Origin of the sequence: Methylophilus sp. Q8 (assembly GCF_000800115.1) — a bacterium.
Taxonomy (GTDB): Bacteria; Pseudomonadota; Gammaproteobacteria; order Burkholderiales; family Methylophilaceae; genus Methylophilus.
Window position 1 is genome coordinate 1,458,144 of the sequence record NZ_JUHE01000001.1, and the last position, 16,609, is coordinate 1,474,752.

The following is a 16,609-nucleotide window of genomic DNA, read 5'->3' on the forward strand; positions in this document are numbered from 1 at the left end:
CACGCATGCAAGCACTTCCCTTATTGCAACACTACGCGCAACAAGCGCAATCTGGATTGCCTGCTGATATCTGGCATTATTTACAATCTGATGCAGGCAGCGGGCAGCAGAGCCTGGCGAATGTGCAAGGCTGGCAGTCGATCAAGCTTTACCCGCGACCGCTGGCGACTTTAAACCATCCTAATACCCGTTGCGAGCTGTTTGGTGAGCGTTGGGAGCACCCGATTATGCTGGCGCCGGTGGCCTATCAAAAGTTGTTTCATGCTGACGGCGAAGTAGGCACTGCGGTGGCGTGTAATGCCCAGCAGGGGCAAATGCTGGTGAGCAGCCTGGCTAGCCAGCCACTTGAAGAGATTATTACGCAGGCACAGCAACCATTATGGTTTCAGTTGTATTGGCAGGGTGGCCGTCCGCGCACATTGGCCTTGCTGCAAAAAGCCCTGGCTGCCGGATATAGCGTCGTGGTGTTTACTGTAGATGCGCCAGTCAAGCAGGCGGTGATGGATTTGCCCGAAGGTATTGCTGCTGTTAATTTGAGCCAACCCTTGACGCCTAAGGCGATTGGGCCTGGGCAAAGCCAGGTGTTTGATGGCTGGATGTCGCAAGCCCCTGATTGGGAGGATGTCGCCTGGTTGCGTGAGCAATGCCCCGTGCCGTTCTTACTTAAGGGCCTGATGCATGTCGAAGACGCCATACAGGCCGCAGGCCTTGGCTGTGAGGGGCTAGTTATTTCCAACCACGGTGGGCGCGTACTGGATACGACGCCCACCGTGGTGGACGTATTGCCTGCGATTGCGGATGCTGTCGGCGGACAATGCAAACTGATTGTCGATAGCGGTATACGTAGTGGGCAAGATGTATTTAAAGCGCTGGCATTGGGTGCAGATGCAGTCTGTATCGGGCGGCCTTATGTCTGGGGGTTGGCAGCAGAAGGGGCGCTGGGTGTCGCTAAAGTCATCCGCACACTACGTGATGAACTGGAAATGACCATGGCATTGACCGGGGTTGCCAATTTAAAAGCGCTACACAAAGTAGCCCTGTTTTAATGATTGAAAGGAAGTAACGTGAATACATTATTCATCCGCATAGTATTGGCTGCAACACTCTCTATCTCAGCCACGAGCGCGTTTGCCGCGGCAGACTGCAAATCCTACCCTAAAGAAGAGTGGGCTTCTGAAGATACGCTGAAAGAGGCGATGGAAGCCGAGGGTTATACCATTAAGAAATTCAAGATTGATGGTAACTGTTATGAAATTTATGGCCGTAGCAAAGAGGGTAAAAAGGTCGAGATTTATTTTGATATGAAAACGCTGGCGATTGTGAAAGCGATTGGCCTCAAAGACTAATATTTTCATGCAAGCACGCGCGGATATCTTGTGGCCCTGGTGGCTGCGGCTTAGTCACTGGCTGGTGGCCGCTGGCGTGATTGCTTTGTGGTTGATGAGCTATGCCTGGTATGAAACCGACTGGATACATCGTTCAGTCGGCTATACGGTGCTGGGCATTGTGGCTGTGCGTATCGCGCTAGGCTGTTGCACCAGGCTCAGCAGCGCGCGTTTTTATCTGCCGCGCTGGCGTGCTATACGCACGCATATCGCCGAGATGCGGCAAGGACATCTTAGCCCTCATCAAGGGCACAATCCCTTGGGGCAATGGTCAGTCTACCTGATCTGGTTACTGATTGCCGCGCTCGCCCTGACTGGCTGGCTCAGCCGTACAGATGCCTTATGGGGCGAAGACTGGCCGGTAGATCTGCATGCTGTGCTTAGTCTGGGTTTGCTTGGTCTGATTGTGATACATGTGCTGGCAGTGGTTGTGGTGTCACGGCTGTCTGGCCAGCATTTGTTATCACAAATGATACATGGGCGTTCGGCGCCACTTAAACGCAAATCTCGCTGAATGCGGATGCCAGCTGGCATGATCTCCGTATACTCCCCCCAAATCCTGCCTGTTTTTACTTTGTATAAAAGTATCAAAATGTATCGCTCTCTTTAGTCGCGCAGCGGCTTCATTTAAGATGGCACATCTGCTGATATCCGTGATGATTTATGAATCTTACTCTGTGGCGCTGTCTTGTTGATTTCGAGTGATCGCATGCGCAAATATTTATGTTTAATGTTGCTGCCGGGCATGGTGTATGCGCAGGAGTCGCTTTGGTACGATGATGGTGATCCGCTGGACACACAAGTACACACGCTGCCAAAAATCCCGGGTGAGTATCGCGGCAATGCCGCTGACTGTAGCCCTGTAGATCTGCAGCAGCCACTGACGCTGGCCGATGTGGTCGACATCAGTTTGTGCCATAACCCGCAGACCAGCGAAGTATGGGCCAGCGCCCGTGTGCAGGCAGCGCAATTGGGTGTGGCTAAATCGGCCTATTTACCCAGTGTGACCAATACCGTCTCCAGCAATATGGGCGTGCTCAGCCCTGAATCTGCAACGCGCGGTAATCCCAACCTGAATATCGCTAACAGTGTGGTGGCGAGCTATCTTTTGTATGACTTCGGCAACCGTAAAGCCAATGTAGAGAATGCGCGCCAGTTACTGCTAGCTGCCAGTGCTACCCAGAGCAGTACGGTACAAAGCGTGTTGCTGAATACCATTATTGCCTACTACCAGGTACAGGCCAATATTGCGGCACTGACAGCTGCCCAACAGGCAGAGCGTGCAGCAGAGGAAAGTTTTAAAGCGGCCAATGCGCGTTACCAGGCTGGTGTGGCGACGCCCGCCGATAAATTGCAGGCGCAAACTGCCTATGCCCAGCTCACGTTGCAACGCATTACCATAGAAGGCACACTCCGCGTCGCTTATGGTGCATTGGTGAACCTGATGGGATCGCCTGCCAACCGGCCAGTGAAGTTAGCCGCTAGTATGAATGACGCACCGCCCAGCATTCTTGACGATGTCAGCGCATTGATTGAGCAGGCCGGGCAGCGCCGCCCGGATTTGATGGCCAGTGAAGCACAGGTACGCGCGGCCGAGGCCAGCATTGCTGCCAGTCAAGCGGCCAGCAAACCGACCATCAGCATGGGTGTTTCCAATAATCTGCAAGATGGCTCACAGTATGCAGCCAATAGCGCAACCACATTGGGCGTCACCGTTTCTATTCCACTGTTTGCCGGCTACGCGCCCACCTACCGCATACGCGCGGCCGAAGCGACGGCTGACCTGCGGCTTGCCCAGCGTGACCGTTTACGTTTGCAGATTTCGCTGGATGTGTGGAGTGCCTATCAAAACTTGCGCACCGCATTGCAAGCGATGACAGCCAGTAAAACCCTGCTGGAAAGTGCCGAGCAATCGTATCGGGTGGCGCTAGGGCGGTATAAGGCCGGTGTCGGCAATATCATTGATACACTCAATGCGCAAAGCGCACTGGCGTTGGCACGTCAGCAAAACATCCAGGCTGGACTGAATGCCAATATCGCACGTGCCACCCTGGCACAAGCCATTGGCGAGCTTGACCATGCCATGATTCAGTCACTGCCAGGCGCTCACGCGACCTCTCACTAAAACGGACACGTATTTATGAAACGCATCAAAAACATACTGGTGGTATTGCTGTTAATCGCGATAGCCGCGGTAGCCTATTGGTATTACAAGCAGACCCACCAACCGAAGCCGGAAGATTTATACCGCCTGGATGAAGTGACACAAGGGCATGTTGAGCAAACGGTATCGGCGAATGGTACGCTCAACCCGGTTAGCCTGATCAGCGTTGGTACTCAGGTCTCAGGTATTGTGAGAAAAATGTATGTTGATTTTAATGATGTGGTTAAAAAAGACCAGGTGCTGCTAGAGCTGGATAGTACTTTATTCAATGCGCAGATTGCGCAATCTAAAGGCAGCGTCAGGAATAATGAGGCTGCGGTGGAACTGGCGATTGCCAATGAAAAACGTATGCGCCAGTTATATGCGCAGGAGTATGTGTCCAAGCAGGAGCTGGATACCGCCGTGCAGGTATTGAAGTCAGCCAGGGCACAACTGGAAACTGCCCGCGGCTTGCTGGCACGCGATGTGACCAACCTCAATTTCAGTATTATCCGCTCGCCGGTATCTGGTGTTGTTGTCAACCGGGTGGTCGATGTAGGGCAAACGGTCGCTGCCAGTTTCCAGACGCCGACCTTGATCCAAATTGCACAAGACTTGGCCAATATGCAGATTGACACCAGTTTTGCCGAGGCGGATATCGGTAAGATTAAAGAAGGGCAGAAAGTGAATTTTAATGTCGATGCTTTCCCTGACCGCAGCTTTGAAGGCGTGGTGAAACAACTGCGTTTGAATTCAACCAATACCTCGAATGTGGTGACCTATAACGTGGTGGTGTCGGTTGATAACCAGGATCTAACCTTGCTGCCTGGCATGACTGCCTACGTGAATATTATCGTGGATAAAGCCCGGCATGCTTTGCTGGTACCAAATGCCGCCTTGCGCTATAAACCCAAACTGAGTGCCTCTGCGCAGCCCGATCGGTCAGTACCAGAGGCGGGTGGCGGTGAAGGCAAGCGTGGCTGGCGCAAACATGGCGCTAAAGGCGAAGGGCAAGGCCCATCTACTAGCGCAGCAATGGGTGGGGCCATGGGCAAAATTTATGTATTGAGGGCTGGCCAAGCAGTGATGATACGCGTGCATACCGGCATTACCGATGGTCGCTCAACCGCGGTGTCTGGTGAGGGCCTGGCTGCGGGTGATAAGGTGATTGTCAGCGAGTTGCAAAGTGACAACGCTGCCAATAAAGGGCAGGGGAATAATAATGGCCCGCGTGGGCCGAGAATGTTCTAAACGCATGCAAAAGTCTGTGATTGAGGTACATCATCTCTACAAAGCCTATCAAACGGCGGCAGGGGATTTTCCGGTATTAAAGGACGTCAACTTGCAGGTGTTGGCTGGGGATTATGTCGCCATCATGGGCCCTTCCGGCTCTGGAAAATCGACCTTTATGAATATTCTGGGTTGTCTCGATATGCCTACGGCAGGCAGCTATGTGCTGGATGGCTACGCGGTGGCGACCATGGCTGCGGATCAGGTGCCAAAGGTGCGTAATCAAACGATAGGTTTTGTGTTTCAGGGCTTTAACCTGCTGGCACGCGCCAGTTTGCTGGATAACGTGGCCTTGCCGCTGGTTTACGCCGGTGTGAGTAAAGAAGAGCGTCATGCACGTGCCAGGGTATTGCTGGAAAAAGTGGGGCTGAGCAAACATATGCATTCCCATCCCAACCAGATTTCTGGCGGGCAGCAGCAACGGGTCGCTATTGCCCGTGCTTTGGTGAATCAGCCACGCTTGATTCTGGCTGATGAGCCCACTGGTAACTTGGACAGTACCACCAGTGAAGAAATCATGGCCATTTTTGACAGCCTCAACCAGGAAGGTATCACCATTGTGCTGGTCACACACGAAACCGATATTGCCGAACATGCCAAGCGGCAGGTGCGGTTTCTGGATGGCAAGATAGTACAAGATACCGGTAGTGCATCAAGTGTCGCCGGGAGTGAGTATGTTTAGCGCCATGCTGGGGGAAGCCTGGCATGCCATGGGCGCTAATCGCTTACGCACGTTTCTGACCATGCTGGGGATGGTGATCGGTGTGGGTGCGGTGGTGCTGATGATGGCGATCGGGCAAGGGGCTGAGGCCTCGGTCAAACGTTCTATCAGCGCCATGGGCAGCCATTTGTTCGTGGTACTTTCCGGCCCACCAAGAATGGGCGGGGCCCGCACCGCAACCGGCAATGCGCCTTCGCTCAATGTGCGCGATGCGAATGCGATTGGTGAGCTGTATGGCGTGGTCGGCGTCGCGCCAGTGACCATGGGCAAAGGGCAAGTCGTCTATGCCAGCAATAACTGGAATACCGATATTATTGGCACCACGGCAGAGTATATGGACATCCGTGGCTGGGGATTGTCGGCTGGCTATCCGTTTTCAGCTTCGGACACCCGCTCTGCCACACGCGTTGCCTTACTGGGTAAAACCGTGGTGCAAAACCTGTTTGGCGAAGAAGAGGATGTTGACCCCATCGGCAAAACAATCCGTATTAACCAGCGCCCATTTGTTGTGCTTGGCGTACTTGATAGCAAAGGTCAAACGCTGGACGGGCGTGACCAGGATGACACTATTATTGTGCCGCTGACGACGGCGCAGCGAAAATTATTTGGTAACCAGTTGCCCGGCACGGTGCGGCAGATCATGGTGCAGGCCGAGTCTGATAATGTCATGAGTATGGTAGAAGAGGCGCTGAATGGTTTGCTCAACCAGCGTCACAATATTCGCGAAGGTGCCGACAGCGATTTCTCGGTACGTAACCTGACGGCGATTGCTAATTCGGCGGCCGAAACTGCGCGCACCATGTCTTTGCTGTTAGGGGCGATTGCTTCAGTATCTTTACTGGTCGGTGGCATCGGCATTATGAATATTATGTTGGTGTCCGTGACTGAGCGTACGCGTGAAATTGGTATCCGCATGGCTATTGGGGCGAGGGAAACAGATATTCTGATGCAGTTTTTGCTGGAGGCCATCATGATCTCCATCGTTGGTTGCCTGATCGGCATCGTCATTGGTGTGACGGGCGCGGTGCTGGTGAGTGTGTTCACGCAGGCCGAGGTGATTATCTCAAGCGCATCAGTATTGATTGCGTTTAGCGTCGCCGCCAGTATTGGTGTGTTTTTCGGCTTTTATCCGGCCAGAAAAGCGGCCCGCTTAAATCCGATTGAAGCCCTGCGTTATCAATAGTAGTGGATTGTTTGGGATAGGACTGCTAGTCCATTTCAATCGGTGGGGCGACTTTAAGCACTTCTTCAACCGTGGTCAGGCCCGCTGCCACTTTTTCTGCCCCATTTAACATCAATGGTTGCAGGCCTGCCTGGGTGGCTGCTTGCCGCAACTGCAACAAGTCCGTTTCCGGGGTAATCAGTTTGCGCAAGGCCGGTGTAAGGGTCAACATTTCATAAATGCCGGTGCGGCCACGGTAGCCGGTTTTCCGGCACTCCTGACACCCCACTGCCTTCATGACTTTTGCCGGTTTTTTGGCTTTAAACGGGCGCGTGACGCTGGCCCATTCATCGTCTGAAATCTCAGTTTCGGTTTTGCAATGCGGGCATAGCGAGCGCACCAGGCGTTGTGCCATGATGCCAAGCAAGCTGGAGTGAATCAGGTAGGCCGGCACGCCCAGGTCCAGTAAACGGGTCACGGCAGAAGGGGCATCGTTAGTGTGCAGGGTGGATAACACCAGGTGGCCAGTCAGTGCAGCCTGAATCGCCATATCCGCGGTTTCCTGGTCGCGAATCTCGCCCACCATAATAATGTCTGGGTCCTGCCGCATCAGGGTGCGTATGCCTTCGGCAAAGCCCAACCCAATATTTTGCGTCACCTGCATTTGGTTGAAAGCAGGTTCAATCATCTCAATCGGGTCTTCCACCGTACACACATTCACTTCATCGGTCGCCAGTTGTTTCAGCGTGGTGTAGAGCGTGGTGGTTTTACCAGAACCCGTCGGCCCGGTGACCAGAATGATGCCATTCGGTTGACGCGTCCATTGCGCCCATTGTTCACTCTGGCGTTTAGAAAAGCCAAGTAGCTGGAAGTCTTGTACCAGAATATCCGGTTTGAAAATCCGCATCACCAGCTTCTCGCCAAACGCAGTGGGCATGGTCGATAAACGTAATTCGATTTCCTTGCCATCCCCACTGACCGTTTTGACGCGCCCATCCTGCGGGCGGCGTTTTTCCACCATGTCCATGCGGCCCAGCAGTTTAATACGGCTGGTAATCGCGTTCATGATATTGCTGGGCAACTGGTACACCTGATGCAATACGCCATCAATACGAAAGCGCATCAAGCCCATATTGCGGCGCGGTTCGAGGTGGATATCACTGGCACGTTGCTCAAACGCATATTTAAACAACCAGTCGACGATATTCACTACATGTTGCTCATTGGCATCCAGCTGGCGGTCCTTGCCCAGCTCGATCAATTGTTCAAAGTTTTGTACGCCGACAATTTGCCCGGCCTTGGCCGCGTTGGCAGATTGAATCGCGGCAGAGAGTTGGTATATCTCGGGCAAATAGCGCTGCAAGTCCAGCGGATTCACCATCACCACCTGTATGCGCAATTTGAGCAGGCGCTCCAGGTCGTGTAGCCACTCCTGGTGAAACGGGTCAGCGGTGGCAATGGTCGCGATGCCATCCTTGACCGTGATGGGCATGATGCGCAAACGCTCGGCATAGGCTTGCGACACAATCTGCGCGGCGGCACTGAAATCGAGTTTCAGCGGGTCAATATGGTAGTAAGGGACTTCGGCCTTATCCGCCACATAGCGGCTTAGGCTCTCCACCGTCAGTAATTGTGACGGCTGCTGCTGGTCTGGCCATTTTTGTTCAGCCACAATTACAATCGGGTGGATCTTGGAGCTGTCCCGCTTGCGGTCCTGATGCAGTTTCTCTGCCCATGCCTTGTCGATACAGCCATCCGAAACCAGCATGCGCAGCAAATCACCCAGACGCAGGCTTTCCAAGGTTTTGGGTAGATTAAATGGGGCTGGGCTATTCATGTCATGTTTGGGCAGGAGTACCAGCCTATGGTGCAAAAATCATGCCATGGAAAAGTGGCAGGAATGGTCACTTTGGGGTAAGTGATCATGCAGAGAAAAAGTATTCTTTTTTCAGATTATGTGAGGACTCTTTTCGCCTTGTTGGCGAGTTACTTTTCTTTGCTTGCCCAAAGCAAAGGTTGTTTGATGAACTATCTATTTCGCCTTTTCGGCGACCATTCTTTCTTATGCTTGTCCATAAGAAAGAAGGCAAAGAACAAGACACCCCAGCTTCCGCTTTTTCCTTGCGCTACTCGGTTTGCCGGGCGGCAATCAAAAACTCGCTCCTACGGAGCTCAAACAGTTGCTTGCCGAAAACTCCCGTCAACCCTGCGTTGCTCGGCGCGGCAGATGGGGACCCCGAACACCAAATGAGCGCCATCGTTTAGAAGGTTTAACAAAAGAATCTGGTTTTTGAATCGTCCGCATTTATGCGATGTGAGTTTGGTGAGATAAATCCCATTCCATCACGCTGAGTAGCGGAGACAAAATAAGAGTAGAGGGAGCGACTGTTTGAGCACCGCGGCAGCTTGCGCAGTGTGCAAGCTGCTAGGGCGAGTTTCGTGACCGTCTTATTTTGTTGAGCAACGCAAGGGAGCCGCAAGGCCGTGATGGCTGGGTGCCCTCCTCTTTGGTTACTTTCTGAGGGGCAAGCATCAGAAAGTGACTCGCCGAGAGGCGAAAGAGTTTCTGCTTGAAGCATCACGGCCTGTGCCGTTTGCTCAAAGAATTACTTTTAAACTGATCTATAGCTTCATCTGAATCCGCATACTTAAGTCCACTGCCTGTATATTTTTAGTCAACGCACCAATCGAAATTCTGTCCACGCCTGTTTCTGCAATCGCCCGCACCGTCGTCAAATCCACATTGCCCGAGGCCTCGAGCAAAGCGCGTTTCTGGTTCATTGCGACGGCTTGACGCAGCGCTTCCAGCGTAAAGTTATCCAGCAAAATGCTGGTGGCACCAGCAGCCAGCGCTTGTTGCAGTTCATCCAGGTTTTCCACCTCAATCTGGATATTCTCAGTCTGCCGTAATGCAAACGCGGCTTGTAACACGGCGGTGATTGAGCCCGCGGCAGCGATATGGTTTTCCTTGATTAAAATACCATCGTACAAGGCCAGTCGCTGGTTGGCGCCACCGCCGGTGAGCACGGCGTACTTTTGCGCCAGGCGTAAGCCGGGCAGCGTTTTTCGCGTATCGAGAATCTGTGCCGGTAAACCAGCAATGGCATCTACATAGCGACGGGTATGTGTTGCCACGGCCGATAAGGTTTGCAGGAAATTAAGGGCTGGCCGTTCTGCACTCAGCATGGCGCGCGCATCCCCCTGAATATTGACCAGCGGCTGATTGGCTTGCACACGCTCACCATCCTTTACCAGCCAGGTCAGTTGTATTGCCGGGTCCAACTGATCAAAGCACTGTGCGAGCCAGGCACAGCCACAAATGACGGCGTCTTCGCGGCTAATGATGGTCGCTGAGGCTTGTGTGCCAGCCGGGATCAGGGCGGCTGTCAGGTCGCCGTTACCGATGTCTTCTGCCAGGGTCGCTTGTACCTGTTCAGCGATGATGGTCTGGTCGAGATAATCGGGTAAGTGTTGGTAAAGCGGGAATGTGGTCATCTGGTTGCCAGCAAGGTTAAAAAATATGCATGTGACATTCTAAGCCCATGCTAAAAGCTATTATAATAAAAGCGCCCCAAGACATGCGATAAGACCAGCGTTTTTTAAGCATAAGCTTTTCGTGATGGGGTATTTTTTTCGGTTAAAAGTATCAATCTTCTGGCTCACATCACACTATGCAGCTTTTATATACGGTAAACAGTCCTTACGCGCGCAAAGTGCGTATTGTGGCCATCGAAAAACATGTCGATTTGACCTTAACCGAGGTGGTGTTATCGGCGCCGGATTGCCCGGTGAGCCAGCATAACCCCTTAGGTAAAGTGCCAGTGCTGGTGCTGGATGATGGCGATGCCTTGTATGACTCGCGCGTCATTGTTGAATACCTGGATCACCGTACGCCGGTGGCGCACCTGATTCCACAAGATCATTCAGCCAAAATTAAAGTACGCCGCTGGGAAGCATTGGCGGATGGCATCTGTGATGCGGCGGTCGCTGTGATGCTGGAACAACGCAAACCAGAGGCACAACAGTCTGCTGGCTGGATTGAAAAGCAGTTTGCCAAGGTGACCGCTGGTTTGACCGCGCTGGATGAAGATTTGCTCAAAAAGAAGTGGTGTGTCAACGAAACCTTCAGCTTGGCCGATATTGCGCTGGGCACCGCCCTGGGTTACCTGGATTTGCGTTTTAAGAGTGTCCAGTGGGAAGGTAAATACTGGCAAGAGAAGTTTCCCAACCTGGCCAAGCATTATGGCGTGCTGGTGAAACGCCCTAGCTTCAAACAAACCATGCCACAGCCCTAACCTGGCTTCATGACAGAGTGCCTGCTATCAATGCGGGTATTCTGCTTCGTTTTTCCTCTCATTCACGGTCTTGTTCCTGACGATAGTCACAGGGTGAGACGCTATTCGCCTAAGCCATTGTTCCGGTTTTGTTTTTCTCTGAAATTCCCATTTTTACCATTAACTATTCTTTACGCGTGTACTTTGGCAATTTATTATTGATAAACTAAATGATAATTGTTATCATTTAAAAATAAACAAGACAATGATGAATAAATTCTATGCAAGCTGTCAATGCGCCGGTTAAAAAAAGATTGCTCGAATTACTGGATGAGCTGATTGCTCATGATGGTTTTGGCAGCATCAAGGTGGATATTCGCTTGTTAAAACGTGGGCAAAAAGAAGTGATTATCGATTGCGGCAAGCAGTACCGCTTTGTGGTCGACTTTGACGCCATCGTAGAAAAATAAGCAGAATTTATTCTCTCCATTTCAGTTTTACAACCATGCGAATATCAGCATGGAGATTGAAATACTCAACGGTGTGGGTCCGTGAGACTTAATTTTAGAGGTAGCGCGATGGCCTTCGAGAGGAAGGGGAACAAGCGCTCGTTGAGGAGAATTAAATTATGAAAGTTTCAGCGTTAATTATCGCTTTGGGTATGGCATTCAGCAGTTCTGCTTTTGCGACGACGGAAAAATGGGATTCAGCAACCCCTTGGGGTAGCGCCACTACTGCGCAATATGCAGAGTGGAATGTATTTTCTTATGTAGATCCTTTCGTCAAGCAAGACAATACACCTGACGTTGCATTGACTGGCGCCACTGCCACGCTGACCGAAACGTCTGGTACAAGCTTTATTACCGGCAGCCAGAATATTTACAGCTTCTCATCTCCAACTGCCTTCACAGCAACGTTAACTGGCGCCACTAGTGGTGTTTTTGATGTTTACCTGCGTGTGGCTGCATTTGGTGTGATGCCTTCATTGACTGCAACATTAAACGGTACTTCTGCGACGGCAGTGACTCAGCTTTTAGGTACCACTAACAGTTCATTCGGTACTGTGGATGAAGGTGAGTACTACTGGAAATGGAGCAATGTCACAGCTTCGTCCTTGTATACCTTTAAATTCAACGCTTCTAGCTCAAGCATGAGCTTGGATCAGTTGGCATTGGCTACTGTTTCTGTGCCAACTGTGACACCTGTTCCAGAACCAGAAGCATTCAGCATGATGGCGTTGGGCTTGGGCCTGATGGCATTTGCTGCGCGCCGCTCTGCAAAAAAAGCCTAATTTAGCTTAGTGCGATGACAACAAAGGGGCTGATAAAGCCCCTTTGTTTTTATATACCGCTTATGAATGAAGTAGTGAACGCTTTATGATGACACGTCTCAACGATTACTGGCGATTGATAATAAAAAACACTTACGCTGTTTGCCAATGCGGTCTGGTCTGTTTAGTGTTGGTATTTTCGCTGCAGCATCAGGTGCTAGCAGCAGAAGATGCTGTGAAAGATAAAGAGTCTGACAAAGTTGAGAACTCTTCAGAAAATCTCGAACAACAGGCAGTCACGCCTAAACAGAATAAAAAAGCGGAGTTGGACGATGTTGATACCTTACCTGAAGTGTCCGTCAAAGACGTCAGAGTAAAAGAGGATTCTGGGATTAACTCAACGCAATCCATCACAACAATTACCTCGGAACAATTACAACGCTCACAGTTCAGTAATATTTTTGAGGCAGTGCGATCCGTGCCTGGCGTTTCTACCTCTGGCGGACCACGTGCCAGCGGCATGACTTTCAGTATACGTGGCTTTGCGGATAACGAAGATGTTGTGGTTAAAGTAGATGGCGCACCGAAGGCTTTTGAGAAGTACCGAATGGGAGGGACTTTTATTGAGCCAGAGCTGCTTAGAAGTATTGAAGTGCAACGTGGGCCTCAAATTTCCAGTGGCTCTGGTGCCCTGGGCGGCACCATTATTGCGCAGACAAAAAATGCTGCCGACTTTTTGCGGCCGGGGCAAACCGTTGGTGCTAAAGCCAAATTCGGCTATGGCAATAATAATGATGAATATTCGCGCTCATACATGCTTTATGCACGCCCTCATGAGCGTATAGATATTCTTTACAATTACTCTAACCGTCAATCCAATAATATCACCCTGGCAGACAAAACTAAGCTCGACAATTCTGCCATTGAGTCCATCTCGCAGTTGCTTAAAGTTTCAATCTTTCCTACAGATGATCTGGAAATGATTACCTCTCTGGTGAAATTTACTGACACTGGTATGCAGCCTTACGATGCCACTGGCGGCCAACCAGGGTTTTTTGGATATGTGCGTCGCGCGACTGATGATTTCAGTTGGACCGAAACTTTAAATTACACGCCGGACAATCCCTTGCTTAATCTGAAGGCAGTGTTTGCCGGGGGCTATACAAACTTACACGATCTTCTGAAACCTGGCTGGTCCAACATTAACCCCAGCAATAGTTTCTGTAATGGCATCATTTTTACACCTAATCCCAGTAATAAAACAATTTGTCCGGGTGACCTGAATGATTACTACAATTACAAAACCAGAACGATAGACTTGAGTAATACCGCTATCATTGCCAAAACTGAGAATGTGGAGCTGAGCCTTCTGGCTGGCTGGCAATACAATAGTCGCGAGCGCGAAGTGTCAAGGTTCTATGAGAACAGTAATTCATCTGTCCAGGTGAATAGTTATCCCGGAGGGCAAAACCTCACTGCGCCATCAGGTAATCGGTCCTATAAGGCGTTTTATCTGCAGCCAAATATACAATGGGGGCAGCTCAATATTAAACCCGGTTACCGGCGAGATGATTATGAGGTGGAGGTCACTGGCGCACTCACGAAAAAGAGGCTGGCTCAATTTGGCCAGTCAGACAAAATAGAGTTTACTGCGGAGACTTTTAGTCTGGGTCTCGCTTATGACCTGTTCCGCCGTAATAGCCCTGAAAAATTGACGATTTATAGTAATTATGCGCAAGGTTTCAGGCCGCCTTTGTTAGATGAGTATTTTACTGCTGGTGGTTTTGGCAGCAGATGCCTGTTTCCACAAACACCGTCAACAATCTGTGGTGATTTATATAATTTGCAGAATTCCGAATCCACTGAGGCAGGTATCAGTTATCAGAACCCAAGGCTATGGGGGACGAATGTTTTTCTGAGTAGCAAACTTAACTTTTACCATATCTATACTGCGAATTTATTTACTTCAATGCGCTATGATACCGCGCAAGGAAAATATACGCAGGATGGCTGGGAGCGGCGTAATGGCATAGAGTTTGAGAGCTTCCTGCAATACCAAGGGTGGTTTATGCGAGGATCTTACTCAAAGATCTCGGGTGAGTTGAACAATGGATTAACGGCTGTGCCTTTGTATACCGTGCCTGGCAATGCATTGAATATCAATATCGGTAAAGAAATTACGAGCAGTATTGATGCCAATCTGACTTTCCGTAAGATATCAGATCGTGATGTGATTTTGTCAGGGGACGGCAGCGCTTCGTCCCCTTATACCTATGGTATACAGAACGGTTATGTATTATGGAATGCGGGTGTTAACTGGCGAGCATCGCCGAATGTGACTTTGCGGCTGATTGGTGAGAATTTGACTAACAATCAATATCGATTTGACAATGCCATGGGAGGCTCTGGTATTCTTGGCCCCGGTCGTAATGTGAAGTTCTTTGCTGAACTCATGTATTAATCTTGCAAATGAGCTGGTAAGAAAAAGCCCCAGAAAAATTCTGGGGCTTTTTTACGGATGGCGAACTTAAACTGCCCGGCGACGCGCTGATAAACCGATCAAAGCCAACCCTGTCAGTAGCAGGGCGTAAGTATCAGGTTCAGGCACAGTGGTTACATTGACCTGCCAGCCAATATCTTTGAAGGCGGCATAATCTAATAGGGTTGGTAGTTCACGGGTGCCTGGCGTTGTGCTTGGATCCATCAATGTTTCCTGTGCCACGCCCTGATAGGAGCTCATGGTGCCATTGGCCCAATGACTGCCATATTGATCAAGTGGCACGGCGCTGCCGTAAGCAGCCACGGAGGCGGCTCCGGTGAAGTAGCCGCTATCAATTTGTGCCAGCCAGGAGTCTGCTTCGCCGTAACCCAGAATGTGCCCAAGTTCATGTGTTGCTGTGGTCAGGAAGTCTGGGTGGCCAGCGGTCAGGCCGCTGGTATCGCTGCCAAAATACCAGTCATTGGCAGCATTGAACCAGATCATTCCGCCCCAAACTCCATAATCTGTTGCCGTTGATCCAATTGTATTTTCTTGTCCACGCGTGGTGACTGCATCAATAAAGGTATCAGAACCACTGGCTGTCAGATTGAATCCTGTGTTGGCAAAGCCCAGAACGCCGGGCGCAGAGTTTGAGCCGCCGACATAAATACGCAAGGTGTCCGCAGCAATATCGATATTGCTCAGTGTGATCAATGGGCCGCCTAAGCTTGGATGCGTGATTTGCACCGACCAGCTATCGCCGGCTTGTGGTGTAATGGCGGTCAGGGCGTCTGTAAAGCCACTATAGAATGACGCAGCTTGCTCTAGTAAGGCCCTGCGTTCAGTCATCGGCGTGCCTGTCGTCAGGTCGGTAAAAAAGCCTCTGGTGTCATAAGTATAGTCAAACTCTATGGTCAAGGCATGTGCGGGCAGGGCGAGCAGCAAGCCTGCTGCCGTGAGTACTTTGTGTAATGATTTCATGTGGGCTTTCTTTCTCGTCGGCCAAGTATTAACAGTGACAGTCCGGCCATCAGTAATGCCAAGGTGTTCGGTTCAGGCACCGCTGACAGTGGTGTGACTGAACCAAGCCCTGCGCCATATACATTTTGGAGTGCCGTGATCATCATGCTATCTAATGGGAAAATGGGGCCCGTATATGCAGCATTTGCTATTGTGTCGTCAGGCGACTCATCTGCATTGATATAATGGCCCATGCCTAAAGAGTGCCCAAGTTCATGTTGGGCAACTGAATAGAAAATTGTTTGCGTCCAGCCCAGGCCAAAACGCTGGCCATTAAAGACGACATCGCCAGCCAGTCCATTGACCGCTGTATTTTGTGGAAAATAAGCGTAGGCATTTGCATCGCTGATGTAAGGGACGACACCGATACGGATATCTGCCAAGCCTGTGGGGTCGTATTGCCCGGTTTCCGGCAATGGGCCGCCGGCGTCAGCAACTTCAATAAAGTGAATGGGCAAGACTGCAGCATAGTCAGCAAACGCCTGTTCAAATGCGCTGCGCATGATGTCTACTGAAAGCGATTGGCCATTGGTGCTGATTACGCCGCCGTCGAACAGATTGCTGAAGCTGTAGGTCAGCGTGATGTCTGAGCCTATGCCATTAGGCTGTGGCCAACTCGCGTACATAGGATAGTAACCACCCCACGCGGTGCCTGAGAGCAGGCATGTCAGTAGCGATGTGTTTCGTATACGTTTCAACCAGGGGCTCATCGCTGCCCCCTGCTTCTTTTCGCGGCAAATATGCATGCCAGTGAAATCAGTACGCCGTGAATGCGTGTCATGTGAACCTCTCCTCATTATTTTATAAATCCTTTGGGAATCTATATGCTAATTGATAATGAGAATGATTGTCAATTTCAACTGTG

At 50.8% G+C, this 16,609-nt stretch carries 15 protein-coding genes; 11 read left to right on the plus strand and 4 right to left on the minus strand.

Annotated features, from left to right (window positions below; translation table 11 throughout):
* The first annotated feature begins 5 nt into the window (after positions 1 to 5).
* The 7 genes from GQ52_RS07125 to GQ52_RS07155 all read left to right on the plus strand — a co-directional run bounded on the left by GQ52_RS07125 (position 6) and on the right by GQ52_RS07155 (position 6,722).
* Positions 6 to 1,046, plus strand: a complete 1,041-nt coding sequence (locus tag GQ52_RS07125; RefSeq protein ID WP_047516262.1) for an alpha-hydroxy acid oxidase — start codon at positions 6 to 8, stop codon at positions 1,044 to 1,046.
* A gap of 18 nt (positions 1,047 to 1,064) precedes the next feature.
* Positions 1,065 to 1,346: a PepSY domain-containing protein gene (locus GQ52_RS07130; RefSeq protein ID WP_019883411.1), complete on the plus strand. Its 282-nt coding sequence runs from the start codon at positions 1,065 to 1,067 to the stop codon at positions 1,344 to 1,346.
* A 7-nt stretch (positions 1,347 to 1,353) separates the two neighbouring features.
* Entirely contained in the window at positions 1,354 to 1,899 is a 546-nt protein-coding gene (locus tag GQ52_RS07135; RefSeq protein WP_047516265.1) for a cytochrome b/b6 domain-containing protein, read from the plus strand.
* 195 nt (positions 1,900 to 2,094) lie between these two features.
* On the plus strand, positions 2,095 to 3,510 hold the full coding sequence (locus GQ52_RS07140) for a TolC family protein (RefSeq protein ID WP_235273040.1): 1,416 nt from the start codon (positions 2,095 to 2,097) through the stop codon (positions 3,508 to 3,510).
* A gap of 15 nt (positions 3,511 to 3,525) precedes the next feature.
* A complete protein-coding gene (locus tag GQ52_RS07145) occupies positions 3,526 to 4,779 on the plus strand; it encodes an efflux RND transporter periplasmic adaptor subunit (RefSeq protein WP_047516270.1) in 1,254 nt (417 codons plus the stop codon).
* A gap of 4 nt (positions 4,780 to 4,783) precedes the next feature.
* On the plus strand, positions 4,784 to 5,500 hold the full coding sequence (locus GQ52_RS07150) for an ABC transporter ATP-binding protein (RefSeq protein ID WP_047518583.1): 717 nt from the start codon (positions 4,784 to 4,786) through the stop codon (positions 5,498 to 5,500).
* Positions 5,493 to 6,722: an ABC transporter permease gene (locus GQ52_RS07155; protein ID WP_047516273.1), complete on the plus strand. Its 1,230-nt coding sequence runs from the start codon at positions 5,493 to 5,495 to the stop codon at positions 6,720 to 6,722. Before GQ52_RS07150 ends, GQ52_RS07155 begins: the two co-directional genes overlap by 8 nt.
* Positions 6,723 to 6,747: 25 nt before the next feature.
* On the opposite strand, the gene GQ52_RS07160 is transcribed toward GQ52_RS07155, so the two are convergent.
* Both GQ52_RS07160 and nadC read right to left on the minus strand, forming a co-directional pair.
* Positions 6,748 to 8,538, minus strand: a complete 1,791-nt coding sequence (locus tag GQ52_RS07160) for a GspE/PulE family protein (protein WP_052179146.1) — start codon at positions 8,536 to 8,538, stop codon at positions 6,748 to 6,750.
* A gap of 785 nt (positions 8,539 to 9,323) precedes the next feature.
* On the minus strand, positions 9,324 to 10,196 hold the full coding sequence (nadC, locus tag GQ52_RS07170; protein ID WP_047516281.1) for a carboxylating nicotinate-nucleotide diphosphorylase: 873 nt from the start codon (positions 10,194 to 10,196) through the stop codon (positions 9,324 to 9,326).
* Between the two features lie 176 nt (positions 10,197 to 10,372).
* Here nadC and GQ52_RS07175 point away from each other — a divergent pair, with 176 nt between their 5' ends.
* The 4 genes from GQ52_RS07175 to GQ52_RS07190 all read left to right on the plus strand — a co-directional run bounded on the left by GQ52_RS07175 (position 10,373) and on the right by GQ52_RS07190 (position 14,706).
* Positions 10,373 to 10,996, plus strand: coding sequence for a glutathione S-transferase family protein (locus tag GQ52_RS07175; protein ID WP_047516283.1), 624 nt, complete (start codon positions 10,373 to 10,375; stop codon positions 10,994 to 10,996).
* Between the two features lie 260 nt (positions 10,997 to 11,256).
* A complete protein-coding gene (locus tag GQ52_RS07180; RefSeq protein WP_019883400.1) occupies positions 11,257 to 11,445 on the plus strand; it encodes a hypothetical protein in 189 nt (62 codons plus the stop codon).
* 158 nt (positions 11,446 to 11,603) lie between these two features.
* Positions 11,604 to 12,266 (plus strand): PEP-CTERM sorting domain-containing protein, encoded by a 663-nt coding sequence (locus tag GQ52_RS07185; RefSeq protein ID WP_019883399.1) that lies wholly within the window; start codon positions 11,604 to 11,606, stop codon positions 12,264 to 12,266.
* Between the two features lie 85 nt (positions 12,267 to 12,351).
* Entirely contained in the window at positions 12,352 to 14,706 is a 2,355-nt protein-coding gene (locus tag GQ52_RS07190; RefSeq protein WP_235273044.1) for a TonB-dependent receptor domain-containing protein, read from the plus strand.
* 66 nt (positions 14,707 to 14,772) lie between these two features.
* On the opposite strand, the gene GQ52_RS07195 is transcribed toward GQ52_RS07190, so the two are convergent.
* Both GQ52_RS07195 and GQ52_RS07200 read right to left on the minus strand, forming a co-directional pair.
* Complete coding sequence (locus tag GQ52_RS07195; RefSeq protein ID WP_047516289.1) at positions 14,773 to 15,705, minus strand: PEP-CTERM sorting domain-containing protein; 933 nt, start codon at positions 15,703 to 15,705, stop codon at positions 14,773 to 14,775.
* Positions 15,702 to 16,370 (minus strand): PEP-CTERM sorting domain-containing protein, encoded by a 669-nt coding sequence (locus GQ52_RS07200; protein WP_047516292.1) that lies wholly within the window; start codon positions 16,368 to 16,370, stop codon positions 15,702 to 15,704. The genes GQ52_RS07195 and GQ52_RS07200 overlap by 4 nt, the downstream gene beginning before the upstream one ends.
* Between the last annotated feature and the right edge of the window lie 239 nt (positions 16,371 to 16,609).